Raw genomic sequence first — 22,917 nt, 5'->3', positions numbered from 1 at the left:
TAAAAAGAACCCGTGAACTTATTCGAGTTCAGCCATCAGTTTTACCAGATGCTCAACTGCTTTCTGCTCATCTTCGCCTTCAGCGGAGATGGTGACGACGGTACCCTGAGTCAGACCCAGAGTCTGCAGTTTGAACAGGCTTTTGGCGCTGGCGCTTTTGCCGTTGGAGGTTACAGTGATCTCAGAAGTGAAGCCTTTTGCTTCTTTAACAAACTGAGCAGCAGGGCGGGTGTGCAGACCGTTCGGAGCGGTAATGGTAACTTCTTGCTGGAACATTATATTTCCCCAACTTATAGGTTTAGTGTTGTGGACCTAAAGTCTAGCCTAACGGCAAGGCTTTAGCCTGTATTGTTAGCGTCGGCACTACGTGTCTGGCTAAGTTGTCAGCAGCATATTCGCTGTGCAGACCATCTGGCCGTGGACGTCTGGCACGTCATTAAACATTATGCAGCGAAAGGAAGTCTTGAACCAAATCATAAAATCGATTCAGCTTATGGAAATCCAATTATGAATAATTTCGCGCATCAAAATAAATGTGTTGGTTAAATACCAGACCCTACGCGGTGAATCAATGCCAGGAGGGGTAAAACTTTGACGTATGCCACAAAAAAGCACCTGAAAAGGTGCTTTTTTACACAATATTAACGAGCTGGCATCACTGTTGCAGTTCTTTCTCGGTGAAGAGATCGGCAAACAGCGCGGTGCTTAAATAACGCTCACCCGAGGACGGTAGGATAACCACAATATTCTTATTGGTAAAGGCCTCATCTTCCTGGAGCTTAAGTGCGGCAGCGACGGCCGCGCCGGATGAGATACCGGCCAGAATGCCTTCTTCATCCATCAGACGACGTGCGGTAGAGATGGCTTCTTCGTTGGTGATAGCCACCACTTTATCAACCAGTTTCAGATCAAGGTTGCCCGGAATAAAGCCGGCGCCGATACCCTGAATTTTATGCGGACCTGGCTTCAGCTCAACGCCTGCCAGCGCCTGCGCGATAACCGGGGAGTCGGTCGGCTCAACCGCCACGGTGATCAGATCTTTTTTGCCTTTAGTGCCTTTGATATAGCGACTCACGCCGGTCAGCGTACCGCCGGTGCCGACGCCAGAGATAAAGACATCCACCTGGCCGTCCGTATCTTCCCAGATCTCCGGACCGGTGGTCTTTTCATGAATTTCCGGGTTTGCCGGATTGCTGAATTGCTGCAGCAGCAGATATTTTTCCGGGTCGCTGGCGACAATCTCTTCTGCTTTCTGAATGGCGCCTTTCATGCCCTTCGCGCCTTCGGTCAGCACCAGATTCGCACCGAGTGCTTTCAGCAATTTACGACGTTCAATACTCATGGTTTCCGGCATGGTCAGCGTCAGCTTATAACCGCGCGCTGCCGCAACGTAGGCGAGAGCGATACCGGTGTTGCCGCTGGTCGGTTCAACCAGTTCAACGCCTGCTTTCAGTACACCGCGTTTTTCGGCATCCCAAATCATATTGGCACCGATTCGGCATTTTACGCTGAAGCTCGGGTTGCGTGATTCAACCTTTGCCAGGATGCGCCCGTTACCGATTCGGTTCAGTCGTACTAACGGCGTGTGGCCGATAGTCAGGGAGTTGTCTTCAAAAATCTTACTCATGGCCCGTCCTTAACTGTATGAAATTTGGGAGTACGGCTTCAGCATACCCGCTTAAAGAATATGCGGAAGTAAGGATTTAGCATATCTATATTCGGAAGGGAAATAATGGTAAGCCAGAAGGAATAAGGCGCGGTATATAGCCGCTGTGCTTCAGGCCGCGCCTTTGTTGGCCTGAAGCATTGAGGCGCAAGGAGAGGACGGCTATTTCCACATGGCGTGTTTATCGCGATAGCAATCGACCCACATGGCCGTTGCGCCGCAAATGGCGACCGGCAGAATGACCAGGTTTAACACCGGGATCATCGTAAATAAGCTGGTCAGAGCGCCAAACTGCATATTGGTGACCTTACGGGTACGCAGCGCCTCGCGCATAGTTTTAAAAGGGACCTTGTGATTATCAAACGGATAATCGCAATACTGAATGGCCAGCATCCACGCACTAAACAGAAACCACAGTACCGGTGCCAGAGTCTGTCCAATCCCAGGAATGAAATAGAGTATCAGCAGTACGATAGCGCGCGGCAGGTACCAGGCAAACTTCTGCCACTCACGCTTCATAATGCGCGGCACGTCTTTCATGATGCCAAAAATGCCCACGTCCGGCGGCGTGGCGCCGGTCAGACGGGCTTCGAGCTGCTCAGCGAGCAGGCCGCTAAACGGCGCGGCAATCCAGTTGGCGATGGTGGAGAAGAAGTAACCGAACACTAACAGAATAGAGATGACCACGATGGGCCACAGCAGATAGTTCAGCCACTGTAGCCAGTCCGGGACATGGTTCATTAAGGATGGGATCCAGCTATCCAGGCGGGTGAACAGCCACCAGAAGGCGCCGCCCATCAGAATGATGTTAACTAACAAAGGCAAAAAAACGTAACGACGAATCCCCGGCAGCCCGATCAGTTTCCAGCCCTGCGAAAAATAGTAGACGCCGCTACGCGGGGTAGATGCGGATGTTGAAACCATGGTCAGGCGATGCTCCTCTTTTGACATCCTAACTGAATGCGCGCTTATTTTATCGGGTTGCCAGACAATAACCAGTTAGGAAATGTTCGAAAAAACAGCAAAAAGCACGATTTAGTTCATCTTTATGTAGTGAAAGCGGTAGACACACTTGCACTCGACGTAATCGGCAAATACTCTTAGTGAGTAAATGTTTGCCGTGGTGGCAAGGTGTTAGAACAACAGAGAATATAATGATGCAGGATTTGCGTCTGATATTAATCATTGTTGGCGCGATCGCCATACTCGCTTTACTGGTACACGGTTTCTGGACCAGCCGTAAAGAACGTTCCTCGATGTTTCGCGATCGCCCACTGAAACGTATGAAGTCTCGCGATGACGAAGAGTCTGAGAACGATGACTTTGATGACGATGTTGAAGGCGTAGGTGAAGTTCGCGTTCACCGGGTTAACCACGCCCCAAATGGCGCGCATGGGGAGCAAGAAGCACCTCGTCAGGCGCCGCCGCAACACCAATATCAGCCTCCTTACGAGCGTCAGGTGCAGCAGCCTGTGCGTGCGGAAGAACCGGTACGGCAGCAGCCCGCTCAGCATCAGGCGCCACAGCCTCATGTGCCGTCTCCTCAGGTGCAACAGCCACCGCAACCTGTTGCGCCGCAGCAACCTGTGCCGCCGCAATATCAGCCTCAGCAAGCGCCTCGGCAGCCGGTTGTTCAGAGTGCGCCGCCGCAGCCTGCTCAGGTACAGCAGCCGGCGCCGCAGCCTGTCGCCGCACAGCCTCAGCCGACAACTGAACCGCAGGTCTCCGAGCCTCAGCAGCCAGCGCCGCAGCCAAAAGAACGCAAAGAAACGGTTATCGTCATGAACGTTTCTGCGCATCAGGGCTCGCAGATTAACGGCGAAGTGCTGATTAACAGCATCCAGCAGGCGGGCTTTAAATTTGGTGATATGAATATCTTTCATCGCCATCTCAGCCCGGACGGCAGCGGTCAGGTTCTGTTCAGCCTGGCAAATATGGTTAAACCGGGTACCTTCAACCCTGACGGTATGGCCGATATGACCACGCCTGGGGTCACGATCTTTATGCAGGTGCCGTCGTTTGGTGATGAGCTACAGAACTTTAAACTGATGCTGCAATCCGCACAGTATATTGCCGATGAAGTCGGTGGTGTGGTGCTGGACGATCAGCGTCGGATGATGACCCCGCAAAAACTGCGCGAATATCAGGACCGTATTCGTGAAGTTAAAGAGGCTAACGCCTGATTTATTCCCCGGCGTTTCGTCTACCAATCCAGAACCCCCGCCTGCCGGGGGTTTTTTATCATTGATGGTGTGATATGGAACCGATCGAACAAAAGCTAACTGAACTGCGAACCACGCTTCGCCATCATGAATATCTGTACCACGTTATGGATACCCCGGAGATTGCCGATGCGGAATATGACCGCTTAATGCGCGAACTGCGCGAGCTTGAAGCCCTGCATCCGGAACTGATTACCCCTGACTCACCAACCCAACGCGTGGGCGCGGCGCCGCTGGCGTCATTCAGCCAGGTTCGCCATGAGGTTCCGATGTTGTCGCTGGACAACGTCTTTGATGAAGAGAGCTTCCTTGCCTTCAATAAGCGCGTTCAGGATCGATTGAAGAGCAGTGATGACCTGATTTATTGCTGTGAGCTAAAGCTGGACGGGCTGGCGGTCAGCATTTTGTATGAAAACGGCGTGCTGATTCAGGCGGCAACCCGTGGCGACGGTACCACCGGCGAAGATATCACCGCCAATGTCCGGACCATTCGCGCCATCCCGCTGAAACTGCGTGGCGATAATATTCCACTGCGGCTGGAGGTTCGCGGCGAGGTCTTCTTACCGCAGGCCGGCTTCGAAAAAATTAACGAAGAGGCCCGCCGTAGCGGAGGGAAAGTGTTTGCTAACCCACGCAACGCGGCGGCAGGCTCTTTGCGTCAACTCGATCCGCGAATTACGGCGAAGCGACCGCTTACTTTCTTTTGCTACGGCGTAGGCGCGCTGACTGGCGGTGAGCTGCCGGAGAGTCATTCCGGCCGTCTGCGGCAGTTTAAAGAATGGGGGCTGCCGGTGAGCGACCGGGTGAAGCTTTGCCATACTCCAGAGGAAGTGCTCACTTACTATCGTAAAGTTGAAGAAGACCGTCCGAATTTAGGTTTTGATATTGATGGCGTGGTCATCAAAGTCGATTCTCTGGCGCTTCAGGAGCAGCTTGGCTTTGTGGCCCGTGCGCCGCGTTGGGCGGTGGCGTTTAAGTTCCCGGCGCAGGAGCAAATGACGTTCGTGCGCGACGTAGAGTTTCAGGTGGGGCGTACCGGAGCCATCACGCCGGTGGCTCGCCTGGAGCCGGTGCATGTGGCCGGTGTTCTGGTGAGTAATGCTACTTTGCACAACGCCGATGAAATAGAGCGTCTGGGGCTGCGAATTGGCGATAAAGTGGTGATTCGCCGCGCGGGGGACGTGATTCCGCAGGTCGTCAACGTCGTACTTTCAGAGCGCCCGGAGGAGACGCGAGAAATCGTCTTCCCGACCCATTGTCCGGTGTGCAACTCTGATGTTGAGCGGGTAGAAGGCGAGGCGGTAACGCGCTGTACCGGCGGATTGATTTGCGGCGCCCAGCGCAAGGAAGCATTAAAACATTTTGTCTCCCGCCGCGCGTTAGATGTGGAGGGCATGGGGGATAAAATTATCGACCAGCTGGTTGAAAAAGAGTACGTCCACACCCCGGCGGATCTGTTTCGCTTAACCGCCGGGAAGCTCACCGGCCTGGATCGTATGGGGCCTAAATCAGCACAAAACGTGGTTAATGCCCTGGAAAAATCGAAAGCAACCACCTTTGCTCGTTTTCTCTACGCATTAGGCATTCGCGAAGTCGGCGAAGCAACGGCCGCCGGGCTGGCGTCCTGTTTCGCCACGATTGAAGCGCTGGAGCAGGCTACTATTGAGGAGCTGCAAAAAGTGCCGGATGTGGGAATTGTCGTGGCCACGCACGTCTTTCACTTCTTTGCTGAAGAGAACAACCGCGATGTGATCGCGCAGCTTCGCGCCGAAGGGGTCAACTGGCCTGCGCCGGTGGTGGTCAATGCCGAGGAGATTGATAGCCCGTTTGCCGGTAAAACGGTTGTCCTGACCGGCAGTCTCAGCCAGCTTTCTCGCGATGATGCGAAGGCGCGGCTGATGGCGCTGGGGGCGAAAGTTGCCGGCAGCGTCTCGAAGAAAACGGATCTGGTGATTGCCGGCGAAGCGGCGGGCTCTAAGCTTGCTAAAGCTCAGGAGCTGGGCATTGCCGTCATTGACGAAGCCGAAATGCTGCGGCTGCTGGGAGAATAACGTGGATAAAGCTCAGCTCATAGAGATTGCCAATACGGAAATGCCGTTTGGCAAATACAAAGGCCGTCGCCTGATTGATGTGCCGGAAGAGTATTTGCTGTGGTTTGCCCGTAAAGACCAGTTTCCTGCCGGTCATCTTGGCGAGCTGATGGCATTAACCTTATTGATTAAAACGGAAGGGCTGACCCAGTTGGTTCAGCCCTTGAAGCAGCCGCGTTAGGCCTCAGAGGCGCGGGTTTTCTCCTGCGCCAGCCGTGCTTCAGCCTGCCGTTTGTAGCGTCGGGCCAGTACGGCGCACACCATCAGCTGGATCTGGTGGAAAATCATCAGCGGCAGCACCATGATCCCCAGAATCGAAGTCGGGAAGAGAATGTTGGCCATCGGTATGCCGTTTGCCAGACTCTTTTTCGAACCGCAGAAAACAATCGTGATTTCATCAGCTTTGTTAAAGCCACATTTGCGTGCGACGAAGATATTGATGGCAATCACGATAGCCAGCAGAACCACGCTAACGGCGACGATGAAGAGCAACGAGCCGACGCCGACTTTGTGCCAGATACCGTTCACAACCGCTTCGCTGAATGCGGAATAGACCACCAGCAGAATCGAAGTCTGGTCGGTTTTTGAGATCCACTTTTTATGCCGGGCAACCCAATCGCCAATCCATGGGCGAGAGAGGTGGCCAAGAACGAACGGCAGCAGAAGTTGCAGCATAATCTTGCCGACCTGTTCCAGGCTGCCGCCAGCGCCGTGCAGATTCATCAGCACACCGACCAATAGCGGCGAAATAAATATCCCCAGCAGACTCGAAGCCGATGCAGAGCAGACGGCTGCCGCGACGTTACCTCCCGCCAGCGAGGTAAAGGCAATAGCCGACTGAACGGTTGCAGGCAGAATGCAGAGATAGACAAATCCGGTATACAGCGCAGGGTCGACATTAATCGGCGCCCACCAGGCAAACAGCACGCCTAAAACCGGGAACACCACAAACGTGCTGCACATAACCCACAGATGCAAGCGCCAGTGGCCGCCACCGGCGATGATGGCCTCGCGGGAGAGTTTTGCCCCGTGCATAAAAAACAGCAGCGCAATGGCGGCGGTGGTTAAATTTTCAAAGAAGGGAACAAACTCGCCGCGGGCCGGGAAAAAAGAGGCCAGCAGCACCACGGTGACAAGAGTCAGAGTAAAGGGATCAAGAATGCGGAAAAGTTTCATAAACGCTCCTGAAAATCGATATCGCTATTGTGCTTTTTCTATTTTGAGAAATAAAATTAATTTATTGCATCCATTCATGAATAAAAAAGATGAATTATTCGCTTCGCCAGTTAAAGGTCTTCGTCACCGTCGCCAGAGCAAAAAGCTTCAGCCGGGCAGGGGAGATGATTGGTCTTAGTCAGTCTGCGGTCAGCCATAGCGTAAAAGAGCTGGAACACCAGACCGGCGTTCGTCTGCTCGACCGTACGACCCGGGAGGTGGTGCTGACGGAGGCGGGACAGCAGCTGGCCGGTCGTCTTGAGCGGCTGCTGGACGAACTGAACAGTACGCTGCGTGATGCCGGACGGGTCGGACAGCAGTTAACCGGAACCGTACGGGTAGCCGCCAGTCAGACGATTTCAGCGCACCTGATCCCACAATGTATTGCGCACAGTAATCAACGTTATCCGCAGATCGACTTTGTTCTGCACGATCGTCCGCAGCAATGGGTGCTGGAAAGCATTCGCCAGGGGGAGGTGGATTTCGGTATTGTTATCGATCCCGGTGCGGCGACCGATCTGCAATGTGAAACGGTGCTGGCGGAACCTTTTTTGCTTTTATGTCGGGAGGATCATCCTTTTGCCGAAAGGGCATCGGTGAGCTGGCAGGAGCTTCACCACCAGCGACTGGTATTGCAGGATTATGCCTCTGGTAGCCGACCGTTGATTGATGCCGCCCTGGCGCATTTTGGCATTGACGCCAGTATTGTGCAGGAGATTGGGCATCCGGCTACGCTGTTTCCAATGGTGGAGTCAGGCATTGGCATCAGCATTCTACCGGCGTTGGCGCTGCCGTTGCCTCAAGGCAGCCATTTGCGGGTCAAGCGACTCACCCCGGTTGTTGAGCGTCAGCTGATGCTGGCGCAGCGTAAAAACCGCTCACTCTCTACCGCCGCGCAGGCGTTGTGGGAGGTCGTGCGTGAAGAGGGAAATACGCTGACCGCAGGCAGAACCGACGATCCGCTGTATCAGCGGTGAGGTCGATGTGGCGCTAAGAAATAACAGAAAAGTGAGGGGGAGAGCGGGTGGGTCGTGCAGGATAACTCGCTTCGCTCGACTCGAACCTGCACAGTTGAGCATGGTGCTCGGAAACGAAAAAAACGCCTGAAGGCGCTTTTTTCTGAATATGGTGGGTCGTGCAGGATATCACTCGTCTCATCCTGAGACTCGTCCTACGGGTCGCCGCAGGCGGCGATGCAAAATCGTTCCCGACGATTTTGTCGAACCTGCTGCAGGTTGGAATCGTTAAATTCTGCACATAGCAAAAAGGCGCCTTTAGGGCGCCTTTTTACATTGGTGGGTCGTGCAGGATTCGAACCTGCGACCAATTGATTAAAAGTCAACTGCTCTACCAACTGAGCTAACGACCCGAAGTGGTGGGTGATGACGGGATCGAACCGCCGACCCCCTCCTTGTAAGGGAGGTGCTCTCCCAGCTGAGCTAATCACCCACTTCGGTACTTCACATTTTGACAAGAAATCCAGCTGGCGAGAAAGTGGTGGGTGATGACGGGATCGAACCGCCGACCCCCTCCTTGTAAGGGAGGTGCTCTCCCAGCTGAGCTAATCACCCACTTCTCAATTTCTTGCTACACGGCGGAGACTACCTAAGTAGTGGTGGGTGATGACGGGTTCGAACCGCCGACCCCCTCCTTGTAAGGGAGGTGCTCTCCCAGCTGAGCTAATCACCCCCGCTGTGTGGAGTCGCATTATAGGGAGAGTTGAAAATGAGTCAACGCCTTTTCTAAATAATTTGTTTGTTCGTCGTAAAATTAGCCAAAACGATCGCAAAAGCATCCGCGGAGCATGATTTATAAACAAAAATAGCAAAGCGTGACGTTCAGACCTGAACAACATTGAGGAATCAGCCCACGGTGTTAGAATATTCACCCATAAATACCCACGGACTCTGCCGGTTGTCGGCATCTTTATTAAACGTAAGGCCATTTCATGAAAATCAAAACTCGCTTCGCGCCCAGCCCGACAGGCTATCTGCACGTTGGCGGTGCGCGTACTGCTCTCTATTCCTGGCTTTTTGCTCGTCATAACGACGGTGAGTTTGTTCTGCGTATTGAAGACACCGATCTTGAACGCTCAACGCCGGAAGCAATTGAAGCCATCATGGATGGGATGAACTGGCTGAACCTGGAATGGGATGAAGGTCCGTACTTCCAGACCAAACGTTTTGACCGCTATAACGCCGTCATTGATGAAATGCTGGAAGCGGGTACCGCGTATAAATGCTATTGCTCCAAAGAGCGTCTGGATGCGCTGCGTGAAGAGCAGATGGCGAAGGGTGAAAAGCCGCGTTATGACGGGCGCTGCCGCCACGGCCATGAACATCATGCCGATAATGAACCTTGCGTGGTGCGTTTTGCTAACCCGCAAGACGGATCTGTTATTTTTGACGACCAGATCCGTGGGCCAATCGAATTCAGCAACCAGGAACTTGACGATCTGATTATCCGTCGTACCGATGGTTCTCCGACCTACAACTTCTGTGTAGTTGTGGATGACTGGGATATGGAGATCACCCACGTGATCCGCGGTGAAGACCATATCAACAACACCCCGCGTCAGATCAACATCCTGAAAGCGCTGAACGCGCCGGTCCCGGTATATGCCCACGTTTCCATGATTAATGGTGATGACGGTAAGAAACTCTCCAAACGCCATGGCGCCGTGAGCGTGATGCAGTATCGTGATGACGGCTACCTGCCGGAAGCGCTACTGAACTACCTGGTGCGTCTGGGCTGGTCCAGCGGCGACCAGGAGATCTTCAGCCGCGAAGAGATGATCAAGCTGTTCTCCCTCGGCGCGGTCAGCAAATCGGCCAGCGCATTCAATACGGATAAACTGCTGTGGTTGAACCATCACTATATTAATTCGATGGCGCCGGAATACGTGGCGACCTATCTGCAGTGGCATATTGAGCAGGAAAATATCGACACCCGCAACGGTCCGCAGCTGGCTGAGCTGGTCACTCTGCTGGGTGAACGTTGCAAAACGCTGAAAGAGATGGCGGCAAGCTGCCGTTATTTCTACGAAGAATTTGACGCGTTTGATGCTGACGCCGCGAAGAAACACCTGCGTCCGGTGGCTCGTCAGCCGCTGGAAGTCGTGCGTGACAAACTGTCTGCTATCACAGACTGGACAGCAGAAAATGTTCACCACGCTATTCAGGCGACGGCAGATGAGCTGGAGGTGGGGATGGGTAAAGTCGGGATGCCGCTGCGCGTTGCGGTAACCGGGGCTGGTCAGTCGCCGGCGCTTGACGTTACGGTCCACGCTATCGGTAAATCCCGCAGCGTAGAACGTATCAATAAAGCGCTGATTTTTATTGCAGAACGCGAAAACCAGCAATCCTGATTCAGGTTTGCTCGTCGAAGCTTAACGAAACGGCAGGTTATATCCTGCCGTTTTTTACTTATTTCTGACTGGCAATTCCGAGACGCGACAAGAATCCGCTGATTCCTTCACGGGCGAGAAGGTCCCGCAGGTGCTGTTGCTCTTCTATCGTCATAAGATGCAGCGTTTCGGCAATTTGCCGCCAGATAGCGCCCGCATCGTTAACAAAATAGTGGCTGGACGGTTCGGCCAACTGATGTTCCGTTAGCAGATGGCGGAGTGCCGGAATATTGGCCAGAAAATCGAGGACTGTCTTATCAATAATGATGAGACGAGCGCGGCCACCTTTGACGCCGGGAATGCTCTCCGTGCGCCATTGTTGTTCTCTGACCCAGCGATTAATCGTTTGTCTGGCCAGCCCAAGGCAATCTGCCAGCTCTGCCGGCGTCATTTTATCTTTTAGTTTCATCATTATATTACTGGTCACGAATATCCAGCCGCTGGAGTAACCCGCGAATGCCTTCGCGCAGTAGCAGCGACATCAACTGTTTTTGTTCCCCGGGCGTCATCTCTTTACTGAGCGTCAGCAGCAAGGGTTCAAGGTCGTTTTCTGCCGGGGAATAAGAAGGGGAGGGTTCCGCCACGCGCTGTGCGCTGCGAATAAATTCTTTAACCTGGTCATTAACGTGGACGAGACGCGCCTTACCGCCCTGCACGCCGGGACGAGGTGATGTTTGCCATCCCTCTTTACGTACCCATTTATTGATCGTCTGCCGGCTGAACCCGGTAAGATGCGCAATTTCTTCAGGTGTCATTCGTTCCTTGAGCATACTATTTCCTGAGTAAAAATGTGGGAATTAGTTGCTCATGTTATAGCATCCTTTTACATGAAAGAGTGACATGTTTAACGTCTACCTGCGATAAGGCTCGCAATGTCAGCAAGTTGCCTGCTTTTTCAGCGATCAAATGGTGAGGATTCATTTTGCCGTTGACACCTGACGAAGGAATTCATATTATGCCGCCCGTCAACACGACACGTTTTACGGTTCGGGGCTATAGCTCAGCTGGGAGAGCGCTTGCATGGCATGCAAGAGGTCAGCGGTTCGATCCCGCTTAGCTCCACCAAACACTGTTCCCATCAGGTTTGGTTCGTAAAACACTTTGTGGGGCTATAGCTCAGCTGGGAGAGCGCTTGCATGGCATGCAAGAGGTCAGCGGTTCGATCCCGCTTAGCTCCACCAAATTCAGAACCCTCGCTACGGCGGGGGTTTTTTTTATCATCGCGAATGTAAAGTACTTTCTGGTTAAGTCAGAAAACTTGCTGCTATCAGTATTCTGCGTAATTTAAGATTCTTCCCCAGGTTATTTCCTTGCCTGGATTTATTATCCCCTTTAGTATTTCTTGTATATAAAACAGTATTGCCCAGCGCCGGAGTTTTCCTTAACAATAATGATTGCTAACTTTAACATTAATATCAGAAAAACGTTACTCGCGTTGGTTGTTTGTTTAATTTCGATCCCATTAGCCAGGTTTATTTCACCTCTGACTCTTGTCGACGGGAATCAGGTTTTTCTCGCCTGGTTGCCGTTAAGTATGATGTATGCGGTTATCTTTATTTTTGGCCGCTACGCAATCGCCCCATTAATCGTTTCTTTTGCGATTACTAATCATCTCATCCTTCCCCTGACGGCACTACAGTCGGTGCTGCTGCTATTTTGCCAGCTATTTTCAGTGCTGGTATCCTGCGCGATTGTCAGAATGCTGACTGGCAGAACCTGGCGCAGCGGGCTGACGGCCAGGTATATGGGGACATGGATTTTCTGGGGCGGTTTTTTTGCACCGGTGTTAATGAAACTGACTATGTATCTGGTTGGCGTGTTTTTCGCGTTCCCGTTGGCTATCTCTAGCTATTTCAAAGAGATGCCAGCCGTGTATACCATTATTGATATACAAAGCCTGATCAGCGCTGCATTAATATTTACCACTTTCTTTTATTATCCAATGCGGATGGTTATCAGTCCGCGTTACGCAAAATTATTCTGGCGACGCCATTGCCAGCCATGGTTTACCCGCGAGCGGCGGGCATTTACCCTGTACTGGTTTATGGCTCTGGGCGCCATATTGCTGGTGCTGTGCGCCCCCTATAATTCTGATTATATTGCAGGTTATTTAGTACCACTTATTTTCATTGTGTGTTTTATTGGTATTAGTCGACTAGGCCATGTATTAATTCGTATTTCCTGGTCTGTTTCGGCATTTTTACTCGTTGCCTATAATCGAAATTTTCTCCAGGGGGTACAGACCGAATACTCCCTGTCATTTGTTCTTTCCGTACTGATCTCATTCACCATCTGTTTGTTTTATATGGTTGATATTTACAGCCAGAATGAACGAATTAAGCTCAGATGGCGGGATCAGGCCCAGGAAGACCCGTTAACCGGGCTGCCGAACCTGCGCGCGCTGGAATGCTATCTGCGCCAGGATGCTGACTTCGTCATCAGTAGCTTACGGATCGCTAACCTCGACTTCCTCAGCCGTCATTACGGCATGATGATGCGGGTGCATTGCAAACAGCAAATTGCCAGCAAATTACGGCCGCTGCTGGGGGAAAGGGATGAACTCTTCCAGCTACCGGGGAGCGAGTTGTTACTGGTTTTAGACGGGCCCGATCCTTGCGCGCGACTGGGTCATATGGTGGCGATGCTGAATCACAAGAAATTTAGCTGGCACAATCAAACGCTGGATCTGGAATTTGGTGCGGCCTGGGCAAGACACCGCGGCAGCGAAGAAGAGCTTCACCCAATGCTGGGCCAACTGAGCTGGCTGTCAGAGCAGGCGGGGAATGGTCGCCAGGTGCTGGCACTGGATGCTGCGCAAGAGCAGGTTTCTGACCAGACCAGCGAGCAGGTTCGGATGTTGACCCAGGTGAAGCGGGCGCTGAATGAACGCGATCTGGTGCTGTATGCCCAGCCTATCCAGAATTCGGCGGGTGAGGGGTATCATGAAATCCTGACGCGGATGCGGTGTGGCAAGTCAATGATGATGCCGGACCAGTTTATTCCGCTGATTGTTCAGTTCAACCTGAGTCAGCGTTTTGACATGCTGGTGCTGGAAACGCTCTTCAGTATGTTGCACCGGTACCCAGGGCACCATTTTTCCGTTAATTTGCTGCCTTACACGTTGATGCAAAATGATAGCGCCGGGCAGATTATCGCCTTGTTTAAACGCTATCAGCTGTCGCCGGAGACCCTCACTATCGAGATTACCGAAGAGCAGGCGTTCAGCGATGCGGGAGAGAGTATGCATAACATTCAGCAGCTGCGGGATTTTGGCTGCGCTATCGCCATTGATGATTTTGGTACGGGCTATGCCAACTATGAACGTCTGAAGCGCCTACAGGCGGATATCGTCAAGATAGACGGCTGTTTTGTCCGCGATCTCGAGAACGAGCCGCTGGATGTGATTATGATTAAATCCATTATTGAAGTCGCGAAGGTTAAAAACCTGACGGTGGTGGCGGAGTACGTCGAGACGGAAGAGCAAAAAGAGAGACTGCTGGCATTAGGCGTCGACTATTTGCAGGGATATTTAATCGGCAAACCGCGGCCGCTCAGCGATCTGCGGACGTAAAAAAGCCGGGCGAGCCCGGCTTTTTCATCATCTTGTGCGCTTACAGAACCAGTGCGGCGATAGATGCTGAGAGCACGCTCACCAGCGTCGAACCGTAAACCAGCTTCAGCCCAAAGCGGGAAACCACATTACCCTGTTCTTCGTTGAGGCCTTTGATCGCCCCGGCAATAATCCCGATAGAGGAGAAGTTGGCGAAGGAGACCAGGAAGACAGAAATAATGCCTTCAGCGCGCGGAGAGAGCGTGCTGGCAATTTTCTGCAGATCCATCATCGCCACAAACTCGTTCGAAACCAGTTTGGTGGCCATAATACTGCCCACCTGCAGCGCCTCCCCTGCCGGTACGCCCATGACCCAGGCAACCGGATAGAAGATGTAGCCAAGGATCCCCTGGAAGGAGATGCTGTAGCCAAACCAGCCGGTAACGGTAGCAAACAGGGCGTTCAGCGCGGAGATCAAGGCGATGAAGCCGATCAGCATGGCGGCAACGATAATGGCAACTTTAAAGCCCGCCAGAATGTATTCACCCAGCATTTCAAAGAAGCTCTGACCTTCATGCAGGTTGGACATCTGCAGGTTTTCTTCTTTTTCTTCAACGCGGTACGGGTTAATCAGCGACAGGACAATAAAGGTGCTGAACATGTTGAGCACCAGCGCAGCCACGACATATTTAGGCTGCAGCATCGTCATGTATGCACCGACGATAGACATGGAAACGGTCGACATCGCGGTCGCAGCCATGGTGTACATCCGGTTGCGCGACATTTTGCCCAGAATATCTTTATAGGCAATAAAGTTTTCTGACTGGCCCAGAATCAGGGAACTGACGGCGTTGAATGATTCCAGTTTGCCCATGCCGTTAATTTTGGACAGCACGGTACCAATGGCGCGAATGACGACTGGCAGGACGCGAATATGCTGCAAAATACCGATCAGCGCAGAGATAAAGACGATAGGGCAGAGAACTTTCAGGAAGAAGAAAGCCAGGCCTTTGTCATTCATATTACCGAAAACGAAGTTGGTCCCTTCGTTGGCAAAGCCGAGAAGTTTTTCGAACATCTCGGAGAAGCCTTTCACAAAACCCAGACCGATATCAGAGTTCAGGAAGAACCATGCCAGCAAAACTTCAATGACAAGTAATTGAATAACATAACGAATGCGAATTTGGTTACGGTTATGACTGACCAGAAGAGCCAGTATAGCCACCACTACGATCGCGAGGATAAAATGCAAGACGCGGTCCATATTTGCTCCAAATATGAGGCAGGTTAGATTTCTGTGCACATTCTATGTAACAAGACCAAAGAAAACGAGATCAAATCCACACTATTGCAATGAACTGTGACCAATCGCCAAATTAGTGATCAAACATACATTTTTGTTATGTAGCGTAAAGGTTTTAAAAGTTGCTTAGATTGTACTAATCTGTGAACCGGCGAGATGCGAATTCATCAATGCCACTTTTTTCGTTGTTAGCCGCTATCGTTCCCGCCTATCAAAGCAATAATGATCATCTTTCTAAACGAACTTGATAATCATTCGCATTTTGATAACATGAAACATAGCAAAGGCTATATTTCAGAGGCAGAAAATGACTAGCAGTCGCGTTGAGAATAGCAGCGGTCGCGCAGCGCGCAAGATGAAGCTCGCATTGATGGGGCCTGCGTTCATTGCTGCCATTGGATATATCGATCCCGGCAACTTCGCCACCAATATTCAGGCGGGCGCCAGCTTTGGCTATCAACTGCTGTGGGTGGTGGTATGGGCAAATCTGATGGCGATGCTGATTCAGGTGCTATCGGCAAAGCTCGGTATTGCTACGGGTAAGAATCTGGCGGAACAGATTCGCGATCACTATCCGCGTCCGGTGGTGTGGTTTTACTGGGTACAGGCGGAAATTATCGCCATGGCGACCGACCTCGCCGAATTTATTGGCGCAGCCATTGGCTTTAAGCTGATTCTTGGCGTGTCGTTACTGCAGGGAGCGGTATTAACCGGGATTGCCACCTTCTTGATCCTGATGTTGCAGCGTCGCGGGCAAAAGCCGCTGGAAAAAGCGATCGGCGGTTTACTGTTGTTTGTTGCCGTCGCCTACATTGTGGAACTGATTTTCTCCCAACCGGCGCTGGCGCCGCTGACGAAAGGGATGATTATCCCGAGTTTGCCGAACGGTGAAGCCGTGTTCCTGGCCGCCGGTGTGCTTGGCGCGACGATCATGCCACACGTCATCTATTTACACTCGTCGTTAACGCAGAATCTGCACGACGGTACGCGCAAAGAGCGTTATCACGCCACCCGTTGGGACGTTGCGATTGCGATGACCATTGCCGGGTTTGTTAACCTGGCGATGATGGCCACCGCCGCTGCGGCATTTCACTTTAACGGCCACACCGGGATTGCCGACCTCGATCAGGCATATTTGACGCTGGAACCGCTGTTAAGTCACGCGGCTGCGACTATCTTTGGCCTGAGTCTGGTGGCCGCTGGTTTGTCATCGACGGTGGTGGGAACGCTGGCAGGACAGGTCGTTATGCAGGGCTTTATTCGCTTCCATATTCCGCTGTGGTTTCGTCGTGCGGTCACGATGCTGCCTTCGTTTATTGTCATTATGATGGGGCTGGACCCGACGAGAATTCTGGTGATGAGCCAGGTGCTGCTGAGTTTTGGTATCGCCCTGGCGCTGGTCCCGCTGCTGATTTTCACCAGTAATTCACAGCTGATGGGGGATTTGGTCAATACCCCGTGGGTGAAGCGCACGGGGTGGGTGATTGTCGGCATCGTGGTATTGCTCAATGGCTGGCTACTGGTCGGCACGATCTTCGGGCTGTAATCACGTCGACAGCCATGAAAAAGGGGGAGCCAACTGGCTCCCCGATTTGATTAATGATGGCCATGACCGTGGCCGGGACCGCCGCCCGGCCCGCGTCCCCAACCGCCCGGTCCACGTTCCCAACCGCCCGGTCCGCGACCCCAGTCGCCGCGTCGGTCGTCGCGGTCATTCCAGCCTTCGCGATAGCCGCGTTCGTAGGCTTTACGTTTATCCCAGCCGCGATGCCAGCCGTTATCGTGACGTCGCCAGCGGTTATCACGCCATTCATAGTGACGACGCCAGTAATCACGGTCGCGCCAGCCGCCACCGTCCCAGTAGTTACCGTAATTATCACGATCGCCTATTTGTAATTTTACAGATGGCAGCAGGGTGATCTCTCCGGCATTTGCGACCAGTGGTGCTGAGACCAAAAGCACCGCAGCCAGAATCAGTGACCTGAACATACTCTTCTCCTTCACGATCGGGACCTGAGCGCCGGATGATAGTGGCGCTCATTGGGCCTGTTAACGTGATATTACGAGGCGGTAAAGCCCCGCCGCATTGGATGGACTCCTAAATCGCGGATAAGAGCACTTTTTGCTAAAGCGAAATGGTGTTTACGCCGCAAGGATTGCGTCGATTGCCGCACACTCTTCTGCGCTGAAATGACGATGAGCGAGCATGCCCACGGCATCATCAAGCTGTGCGGTTTTGCTGGCACCAATCAGAACTGAAGTCACTTTCTCCGCGCGTAAAACCCAGGCCAGCGCCATCTGGGAGAGCTTTTGCCCACGGGCCTCAGCCAGCGCGTTCAGCCGACGAACCTTCTCGAGCTTCGCCTCGGTTAACTGTTCCGCTTGCAGGAAACGGCTGCTGCTGGCGGCGCGGGAGTCTGCCGGAATGCCGTGCAGATAGCGGTCGGTGAGTTGACCGCCAGCCAGCGGTGAAAACGCGATGCTGCCCACGCCTTCAGCCTGCAGAAAATCGAGTAGTCCATCCTCAACCCAGCGTTCGAGCATGGAATATTTAGGCTGATGAATCAGACACGGCGTCCCTAGGTCATTGAGAATGCGCACCGCTTCGGCTGCCTGCGCGAGCGGATAGTTGGAAAGCCCGACATACAGCGCTTTGCCCTGGCGCACGAGATGGTCCAGCGCGCGCATGGTTTCCTGTAACGGTGTTTCGGGATCCGGGCGGTGATGATAGAAGATATCAACGTACTCCAGCCCCATACGCTTCAGGCTTTGATCGAGGCTGGCGACCAGGTATTTACGCGATCCCCAGTCGCCATAGGGGCCGTCCCACATGGTGTAACCGGCTTTACTGGAGATAATCAGTTCATCGCGCCAGGGTAAAAAGTCCTCCCGCAGGATCCGGCCAAAATGGCTTTCCGCCGAGCCCGGAGGCGGCCCGTAATTGTTGGCTAAATCAAAATGGGTTATGCCAAGATCGAAGGCGTGTCGCAGCAGTTGACGGCTGGTTTCCACCCGCGTTTCGTCGCCAAAATTGTGCCAGAGGCCGAGGGAAATGGCCGGTAGCTTTAATCCGCTCCGGCCACAACGGCGGTATTCCATCGTCTGATATCGTGCCGCATTTGCCTGGTAAACCATACTTCCTCCGCAGACAGGACAGGTTGTGTATACGGTTACACTAAAGAATATTCAGCGCGGAGTACACACTTCAAAGGCGTAAATTTTGCTTTCCACCCCGATTATCGACCGCTATCTGGACAGTTGGATCGCTTATTCAATACTCAGATCACCTGCAACGGGAAGAGGAGTATGGAGATGCAACCGACTTACACCATTGGCGATTATCTGCTGGATCGTCTGGTAGATTGCGGCATAGACCGCTTGTTTGGCGTACCTGGCGATTACAATTTACAATTCCTCGACCGTGTTATCGCGCACCAGGCGTTGGGATGGGTTGGCTGCGCGAATGAGCTGAATGCGGCCTATGCCGCCGACGGGTATGCGCGCATCAAAGGCGCCGGGGCGCTGTTGACGACCTACGGCGTCGGTGAGCTGAGTGCGCTTAACGGCGTGGCCGGCAGCTATGCGGAACATATTCCGGTACTACATATTGTCGGGGCGCCTGGCTCCGGGGCCCAGCAGCGCGGAGAACTTCTGCACCATACGCTGGGAGATGGTGACTTCACGCACTTTGCGCGGATGAGCGAACAGATCACCTGCACCCAGGCTACGCTGACGGCGGGGAATGCTTGCCACGAAATCGATCGCGTGCTGAGCGAGATGCTCACCCACCATCGTCCCGGTTATTTGATGTTACCCGCCGATGTAGCGAAAGCAAAAGCGACGCCGCCCGCTCGTCGTCTGGCGATCGAAGGGCCGCCTGCCGATGATAATCAGCTGGCCGGGTTTCGTGAACATGCCGGGCAGATGCTGCGCAGCAGCCGTCAGGTATCGTTGCTGGCGGATTTCCTCGCCCAGCGCTATGGCCTGCAGAATACGCTACGGATGTGGGTGGCGAAAACGCCGATTGCCTGTGCCACGATGCTGATGGGAAAAGGGTTATTTGATGAGCAGCAGCCTGGTTTTGTCGGCACCTATAGCGGGATCGCCAGCGCGCCGCAAACGCGTGCGGCCATTGAAAATGCCGATACCATCATCTGTGTAGGAACCCGCTTCACCGACACCATTACCGCCGGATTTACCCAACATTTACCCCTTGAACGCACGATTGAAATTCAGCCCTTTGCCGTCAGAGTGGGCGACCACTGGTTTAGCCGCATCCCGATGGATCAAGCCCTTAATGAGTTAATGATTCTGTCCGCCAGCCTGTCAGCAGAGTGGAAGCTGCCAGACTGCTCTGCGCCGAAGGTGGAAAGCATGACGGGCGGCAACCTCACGCAGGGGAGTTTCTGGAGTACCGTACAAGAGCAGCTGCGTCCCGGGGATATCATTCTTGCCGATCAGGGAACCGCGGCTTTTGGCGTTGCGGCGCTCAGGCTTCCCTCAGACGCCACCCTGCTGGTCCAGCCGCTGTGGGGATCGATAGGATTTACCTTACCGGCCGCCTATGGCGCACAAACCGCAGCGCCGGGCAGACGGGTGGTGCTGATCGTGGGCGACGGGGCAGCCCAGCTGACGATTCAGGAGCTGGGGTCGATGCTACGCGATAAACAGCACCCGCTGATCCTGTTGCTTAATAACGAAGGTTATACGGTTGAACGAGCGATTCACGGCCCCGAGCAGCGGTATAACGATATTGCGCTGTGGGACTGGAACCGCTTGCCGGGCGCCTTCGCGCCTGATGTCCCTTCCCGATGCCGGCGCGTGACGCACACGGAAGAGCTTGCGGAGGCGATGGCCAGCAGTATTGGATCCGATAAGCTGACGCTGGTGGAGGTCATGCTGCCCAAAATGGATATACCCGACTTCCTGCGCGCGGTAACCCAGGCTCTGGAAGAGCGAAACAGCCGCGTTTAGTCGTTTCGTCGCCTGGCTATCATCATCGGCTTCCCGGCCAACAGCAGCCAGGCCGGGAGCATCACAATACACAGCAGCGGCAGCAGCGTCGTATCCGGGACGACGACCGCCGCCATAAACAGGCTGAGCCAGCCATCGCGGGTGACGACCAGCATCATGCCCAGAATGGCGCAAGAGACCGTGATGGCGGCCGGAACGGTATCAACGTGCGCGTGCAGCATTAAACCGAGCGCCACGCCGACGAAAACCGCGGGAAAAATGCGCCCGCCGCGAAAACCACTGGCGGCGGCGATGACCAGCGCTGCCAGCTTCACCAGCGCTATCAGCAAAAAGTCGCCGGCCGTCAGGGTCTGGTCCACGGCGATTTGCTGCATCTCCTCCAGCCCTTTAAACAACGTAATATGTCCGCCTGCGGCGCCGAGAATCCCCAGCAGCAGGCCACCGAGGCCTAACGTCAGCACCGGATTTTTCAGGCGGTTCATCAACGCATGCAGTCGCGGCAGGCACCAGACGGCCACCATTCCTACGGCAATGGCGATAAGCGTCACGATAGCGCCGCTGAAGATATCAACGACGTGCATTTGTGGATAAACGGGGATGGGCAGCGAGAAACGGGGATGGAAGAACAGATCGGTGGTCAGGGCGCCCGCCGCCGCCGCCAGCAGGGGAGCGAACAACCGGTCCCACAGCGGCACATCGTGACTGCCGTTGAGGGTTTGTGAAAAAATTAACGCGGCGGCCACCGGGGTGCCAAACAGCGCGCCGATGGTACCGGAGGCGGCAAGAATGGTCCAGTCCAGCGAACTGACGCGGGGGAACAGGTGAGAGCCTATCGCGACGGCAAGGGCGATATTCATTACCATGACCGGATGCTCAGGCCCGAGGCTGACTCCGCCAGCGAGACCTAATACCAGCGCGGCGACCAGGCCCGGTAGCGCGCCGGTGCTGATGGGGGCGCCAATTAACGATTCGGTGGCCGGGTCCGGCCCGGCATGCCCGGGGCTAAAACGGACCACCAGACCCACGGCAATACCGGTCAGCGTGAGTACGGCGATAGTCCATAACGGCCCGCTGGCTTCAATGCCTAAACCCATCGGCACGCTGGACCAGATAACATGCTGCAATATGGCTGCAATCTTCATCGTCACAATCAATACCAGACTGGAAGCGATACCGATAATCACGGCGGGTATCGATAACAACAGCATCGTTCTGGCGCGCGGATGCAGCATGAAATATTTCCTTTTAAAGGTCGTGAAGCCCGATTTTGTCTGTACCCCAGCGGGGCGTCGATGCAAATGATGCTGAAACGAGAAACGGACGGTTATGCCTGACGATCTTACCGTGCGTTGAGCATCATTTTGCACAGGTTACAACTCAAATGTGATATAGGTCGCTAAATTGTGGGCACTTATATGTTGGTCGTTGTTGTTAAGGCATCATGAATTTACAGTGTGCCAAAAGAATCATTTTGACTTTAGTGGAGCCGTAACGGAATGACAAAATTTGCTTTAGTAGGAGACGTCGGCGGAACCAATGCCCGCCTGGCATTATGCGATATTGCAAACGGGGAGATTTCCCGGGCAAAAACCTATTCCGGGCTCGATTACCCCAGTCTTGAAGCCGTTGTCCGCGTCTACCTTGACGAGCAGGGCGTTGAGGTTGAAGACGGTTGCATCGCGATTGCCTGTCCGATCACCGGTGACTGGGTGGCGATGACCAACCACACGTGGGCCTTTTCCATCGCCGAGATGAAAAAGAACCTCGGTTTTTCCCATCTGGAGATCATCAACGATTTTACCGCAGTATCGATGGCGATCCCGATGCTGAAGGCTGAGCACCTGATTCAGTTTGGTGGTACAACGCCGGTGGAAGGAAAACCTATCGCCGTTTACGGCGCAGGAACCGGCCTGGGCGTTGCGCACCTGGTGCATGTCGACAAACGCTGGGTGAGTCTGCCGGGCGAAGGGGGACACGTTGATTTCGCGCCGAACAGCGAAGAAGAGGGGATTATCCTCGAAGAGCTGCGCGCAGAGCTGGGGCATGTCTCTGCCGAGCGCGTGCTATCCGGTCCGGGGCTGGTTTATCTGTATCGGGCGATAGTGAAATCAGATGGCCGCCTGCCGGAAAATCTCCAGCCGAAAGATGTGACCGAACGCGCGCTCGCCGACAGCTGCATCGATTGCCGTCGCGCGCTGTCGTTGTTCTGCGTGATTATGGGGCGCTTTGGCGGCAACCTGGCGCTGACGTTGGCCACCTTCGGCGGCGTGTATATTGCTGGCGGCATCGTCCCGCGTTTCCTGGAGTTCTTTAAAGCTTCCGGTTTCCGCGGCGGGTTTGAAGACAAAGGGCGCTTTAAAGCCTTCGTCCAGGATATTCCGGTCTACCTGATCGTGCACGATAATCCGGGCCTGCTGGGTTCCGGGGCGCATCTGCGCCAGACGCTTGGGCAGATTCTCTAACCTTGTCATCGTCAGCCCGTTCCGGCGCA

Annotated in this window: 19 protein-coding genes and 6 tRNA genes; 11 read left to right on the top strand and 14 right to left on the bottom strand. The window is 53.8% G+C overall.

The genetic code is table 11. The features are described from left to right. Positions 1-18: 18 nt before the first annotated feature. The 3 genes from ptsH to cysZ form a co-directional block, all read right to left on the bottom strand. Positions 19-276 (bottom strand): phosphocarrier protein Hpr, encoded by a 258-nt coding sequence (gene ptsH, locus FNY10_RS14655; protein WP_000487600.1) that lies wholly within the window; start codon positions 274-276, stop codon positions 19-21. Positions 277-655: 379 nt separating this feature from the next. After that, entirely contained in the window at positions 656-1,627 is a 972-nt protein-coding gene (cysK, locus tag FNY10_RS14650; RefSeq protein ID WP_095100420.1) for a cysteine synthase A, read from the bottom strand. Positions 1,628-1,828: 201 nt separating this feature from the next. Then, the gene (cysZ, locus tag FNY10_RS14645) at positions 1,829-2,590 is read right to left on the bottom strand and encodes a sulfate transporter CysZ (protein ID WP_131048817.1); all 762 of its coding nucleotides are present in this window, start codon (positions 2,588-2,590) and stop codon (positions 1,829-1,831) included. 230 nt (positions 2,591-2,820) lie between these two features. On the opposite strand from cysZ, the gene zipA reads away from it, so the two are divergent. The 3 genes from zipA to FNY10_RS14630 all read left to right on the top strand — a co-directional run bounded on the left by zipA (position 2,821) and on the right by FNY10_RS14630 (position 6,159). Further along, the gene (gene zipA / locus FNY10_RS14640; protein ID WP_160702960.1) at positions 2,821-3,849 is read left to right on the top strand and encodes a cell division protein ZipA; all 1,029 of its coding nucleotides are present in this window, start codon (positions 2,821-2,823) and stop codon (positions 3,847-3,849) included. Positions 3,850-3,923: 74 nt separating this feature from the next. Continuing rightward, on the top strand, positions 3,924-5,939 hold the full coding sequence (gene ligA, locus FNY10_RS14635) for an NAD-dependent DNA ligase LigA (protein ID WP_160702959.1): 2,016 nt from the start codon (positions 3,924-3,926) through the stop codon (positions 5,937-5,939). Position 5,940: 1 nt separating this feature from the next. Next, positions 5,941-6,159 carry a DUF3820 family protein gene (locus tag FNY10_RS14630; RefSeq protein WP_013878164.1) on the top strand — a complete coding sequence of 73 codons (219 nt, stop codon included), beginning with the start codon at positions 5,941-5,943 and terminating at the stop codon, positions 6,157-6,159. Here FNY10_RS14630 and FNY10_RS14625 read toward each other — a convergent pair. Then, positions 6,156-7,154 (bottom strand): bile acid:sodium symporter family protein, encoded by a 999-nt coding sequence (locus FNY10_RS14625; protein WP_100683214.1) that lies wholly within the window; start codon positions 7,152-7,154, stop codon positions 6,156-6,158. The genes FNY10_RS14630 and FNY10_RS14625 overlap by 4 nt on opposite strands. Before the next feature lie 89 nt (positions 7,155-7,243). Between FNY10_RS14625 and FNY10_RS14620 the strand changes: the two genes are divergently transcribed. Continuing rightward, the gene (locus FNY10_RS14620; protein WP_100683213.1) at positions 7,244-8,170 is read left to right on the top strand and encodes a LysR family transcriptional regulator; all 927 of its coding nucleotides are present in this window, start codon (positions 7,244-7,246) and stop codon (positions 8,168-8,170) included. A 316-nt stretch (positions 8,171-8,486) separates the two neighbouring features. Here the strand turns inward: FNY10_RS14620 and FNY10_RS14615 are convergent. The 4 genes from FNY10_RS14615 to FNY10_RS14600 form a co-directional block, all read right to left on the bottom strand. Then, positions 8,487-8,562 (bottom strand) — tRNA-Lys (locus tag FNY10_RS14615). Positions 8,563-8,566: 4 nt separating this feature from the next. Next, positions 8,567-8,642, bottom strand: a tRNA-Val gene (locus FNY10_RS14610). 46 nt (positions 8,643-8,688) lie between these two features. Next, a tRNA-Val gene (locus FNY10_RS14605) sits at positions 8,689-8,764 on the bottom strand. A 42-nt stretch (positions 8,765-8,806) separates the two neighbouring features. Further along, positions 8,807-8,882: transfer RNA gene (locus tag FNY10_RS14600), tRNA-Val, on the bottom strand. A 259-nt stretch (positions 8,883-9,141) separates the two neighbouring features. Here FNY10_RS14600 and gltX point away from each other — a divergent pair. Next, positions 9,142-10,560, top strand: a complete 1,419-nt coding sequence (gltX, locus tag FNY10_RS14595; protein WP_141964023.1) for a glutamate--tRNA ligase — start codon at positions 9,142-9,144, stop codon at positions 10,558-10,560. A 58-nt stretch (positions 10,561-10,618) separates the two neighbouring features. Here the strand turns inward: gltX and FNY10_RS14590 are convergent, their stop codons facing one another. Both FNY10_RS14590 and FNY10_RS14585 read right to left on the bottom strand, forming a co-directional pair. Beyond that, positions 10,619-11,011: a YfeC-like transcriptional regulator gene (locus FNY10_RS14590; protein ID WP_100686528.1), complete on the bottom strand. Its 393-nt coding sequence runs from the start codon at positions 11,009-11,011 to the stop codon at positions 10,619-10,621. 4 nt (positions 11,012-11,015) lie between these two features. Then, positions 11,016-11,369, bottom strand: coding sequence for a YfeC-like transcriptional regulator (locus FNY10_RS14585; RefSeq protein WP_100686529.1), 354 nt, complete (start codon positions 11,367-11,369; stop codon positions 11,016-11,018). A gap of 219 nt (positions 11,370-11,588) precedes the next feature. Between FNY10_RS14585 and FNY10_RS14580 the strand changes: the two genes are divergently transcribed. The 3 genes from FNY10_RS14580 to FNY10_RS14570 all read left to right on the top strand — a co-directional run bounded on the left by FNY10_RS14580 (position 11,589) and on the right by FNY10_RS14570 (position 14,170). Beyond that, positions 11,589-11,664: transfer RNA gene (locus FNY10_RS14580), tRNA-Ala, on the top strand. Positions 11,665-11,704: 40 nt separating this feature from the next. Then, a tRNA-Ala gene (locus FNY10_RS14575) sits at positions 11,705-11,780 on the top strand. Between the two features lie 209 nt (positions 11,781-11,989). Continuing rightward, complete coding sequence (locus FNY10_RS14570; RefSeq protein WP_131048820.1) at positions 11,990-14,170, top strand: EAL domain-containing protein; 2,181 nt, start codon at positions 11,990-11,992, stop codon at positions 14,168-14,170. A 40-nt stretch (positions 14,171-14,210) separates the two neighbouring features. On the opposite strand, the gene FNY10_RS14565 is transcribed toward FNY10_RS14570, so the two are convergent. Beyond that, positions 14,211-15,413, bottom strand: a complete 1,203-nt coding sequence (locus tag FNY10_RS14565; RefSeq protein ID WP_100686531.1) for a NupC/NupG family nucleoside CNT transporter — start codon at positions 15,411-15,413, stop codon at positions 14,211-14,213. 346 nt (positions 15,414-15,759) lie between these two features. On the opposite strand from FNY10_RS14565, the gene FNY10_RS14560 reads away from it, so the two are divergent. Continuing rightward, entirely contained in the window at positions 15,760-16,998 is a 1,239-nt protein-coding gene (locus FNY10_RS14560; protein WP_131048821.1) for an Nramp family divalent metal transporter, read from the top strand. A gap of 50 nt (positions 16,999-17,048) precedes the next feature. On the opposite strand, the gene FNY10_RS14555 is transcribed toward FNY10_RS14560, so the two are convergent. Both FNY10_RS14555 and mgrA read right to left on the bottom strand, forming a co-directional pair. Next, a complete protein-coding gene (locus tag FNY10_RS14555; RefSeq protein WP_160702958.1) occupies positions 17,049-17,441 on the bottom strand; it encodes a DUF2502 domain-containing protein in 393 nt (130 codons plus the stop codon). A gap of 153 nt (positions 17,442-17,594) precedes the next feature. Beyond that, entirely contained in the window at positions 17,595-18,587 is a 993-nt protein-coding gene (gene mgrA / locus FNY10_RS14550; RefSeq protein WP_100686534.1) for an L-glyceraldehyde 3-phosphate reductase, read from the bottom strand. Positions 18,588-18,764: 177 nt separating this feature from the next. Between mgrA and FNY10_RS14545 the strand changes: the two genes are divergently transcribed. After that, a complete protein-coding gene (locus FNY10_RS14545) occupies positions 18,765-20,426 on the top strand; it encodes a thiamine pyrophosphate-binding protein (RefSeq protein WP_160702956.1) in 1,662 nt (553 codons plus the stop codon). On the opposite strand, the gene FNY10_RS14540 is transcribed toward FNY10_RS14545, so the two are convergent. After that, positions 20,423-21,658 carry an ion channel protein gene (locus FNY10_RS14540; protein ID WP_160702954.1) on the bottom strand — a complete coding sequence of 412 codons (1,236 nt, stop codon included), beginning with the start codon at positions 21,656-21,658 and terminating at the stop codon, positions 20,423-20,425. The genes FNY10_RS14545 and FNY10_RS14540 overlap by 4 nt on opposite strands. A 264-nt stretch (positions 21,659-21,922) precedes the next feature. On the opposite strand from FNY10_RS14540, the gene glk reads away from it, so the two are divergent. Further along, positions 21,923-22,888, top strand: coding sequence for a glucokinase (gene glk, locus FNY10_RS14535; protein WP_100686537.1), 966 nt, complete (start codon positions 21,923-21,925; stop codon positions 22,886-22,888). Positions 22,889-22,917: the final 29 nt, after the last annotated feature.

Source organism: Klebsiella sp. Lac1 (assembly GCF_009825425.1).
Taxonomy (GTDB): Bacteria; Pseudomonadota; Gammaproteobacteria; order Enterobacterales; family Enterobacteriaceae; genus Klebsiella; species Klebsiella electrica.
The sequence above is the reverse complement of the archived record's forward strand: the minus strand, read 5'-3'. Positions and strand labels throughout refer to the sequence as shown.

Coding starts and splice junctions, on each gene's coding strand:
- ptsH (WP_000487600.1), bottom strand. CDS start 276: ATGTTCCAGCAAGAAGTTACCATTACCGCTCCGAACGGTCTGCACACC.
- cysK (WP_095100420.1), bottom strand. CDS start 1,627: ATGAGTAAGATTTTTGAAGACAACTCCCTGACTATCGGCCACACGCCG.
- cysZ (WP_131048817.1), bottom strand. CDS start 2,590: ATGGTTTCAACATCCGCATCTACCCCGCGTAGCGGCGTCTACTATTTT.
- zipA (WP_160702960.1), top strand. CDS start 2,821: ATGATGCAGGATTTGCGTCTGATATTAATCATTGTTGGCGCGATCGCC.
- ligA (WP_160702959.1), top strand. CDS start 3,924: ATGGAACCGATCGAACAAAAGCTAACTGAACTGCGAACCACGCTTCGC.
- FNY10_RS14625 (WP_100683214.1), bottom strand. CDS start 7,154: ATGAAACTTTTCCGCATTCTTGATCCCTTTACTCTGACTCTTGTCACC.
- FNY10_RS14620 (WP_100683213.1), top strand. CDS start 7,244: ATGAATTATTCGCTTCGCCAGTTAAAGGTCTTCGTCACCGTCGCCAGA.
- gltX (WP_141964023.1), top strand. CDS start 9,142: ATGAAAATCAAAACTCGCTTCGCGCCCAGCCCGACAGGCTATCTGCAC.
- FNY10_RS14590 (WP_100686528.1), bottom strand. CDS start 11,011: ATGATGAAACTAAAAGATAAAATGACGCCGGCAGAGCTGGCAGATTGC.
- FNY10_RS14585 (WP_100686529.1), bottom strand. CDS start 11,369: ATGCTCAAGGAACGAATGACACCTGAAGAAATTGCGCATCTTACCGGG.
- FNY10_RS14570 (WP_131048820.1), top strand. CDS start 11,990: ATGATTGCTAACTTTAACATTAATATCAGAAAAACGTTACTCGCGTTG.
- FNY10_RS14565 (WP_100686531.1), bottom strand. CDS start 15,413: ATGGACCGCGTCTTGCATTTTATCCTCGCGATCGTAGTGGTGGCTATA.
- FNY10_RS14560 (WP_131048821.1), top strand. CDS start 15,760: ATGACTAGCAGTCGCGTTGAGAATAGCAGCGGTCGCGCAGCGCGCAAG.
- FNY10_RS14555 (WP_160702958.1), bottom strand. CDS start 17,441: ATGTTCAGGTCACTGATTCTGGCTGCGGTGCTTTTGGTCTCAGCACCA.
- mgrA (WP_100686534.1), bottom strand. CDS start 18,587: ATGGTTTACCAGGCAAATGCGGCACGATATCAGACGATGGAATACCGC.
- FNY10_RS14545 (WP_160702956.1), top strand. CDS start 18,765: ATGCAACCGACTTACACCATTGGCGATTATCTGCTGGATCGTCTGGTA.
- FNY10_RS14540 (WP_160702954.1), bottom strand. CDS start 21,658: ATGCTGCATCCGCGCGCCAGAACGATGCTGTTGTTATCGATACCCGCC.
- glk (WP_100686537.1), top strand. CDS start 21,923: ATGACAAAATTTGCTTTAGTAGGAGACGTCGGCGGAACCAATGCCCGC.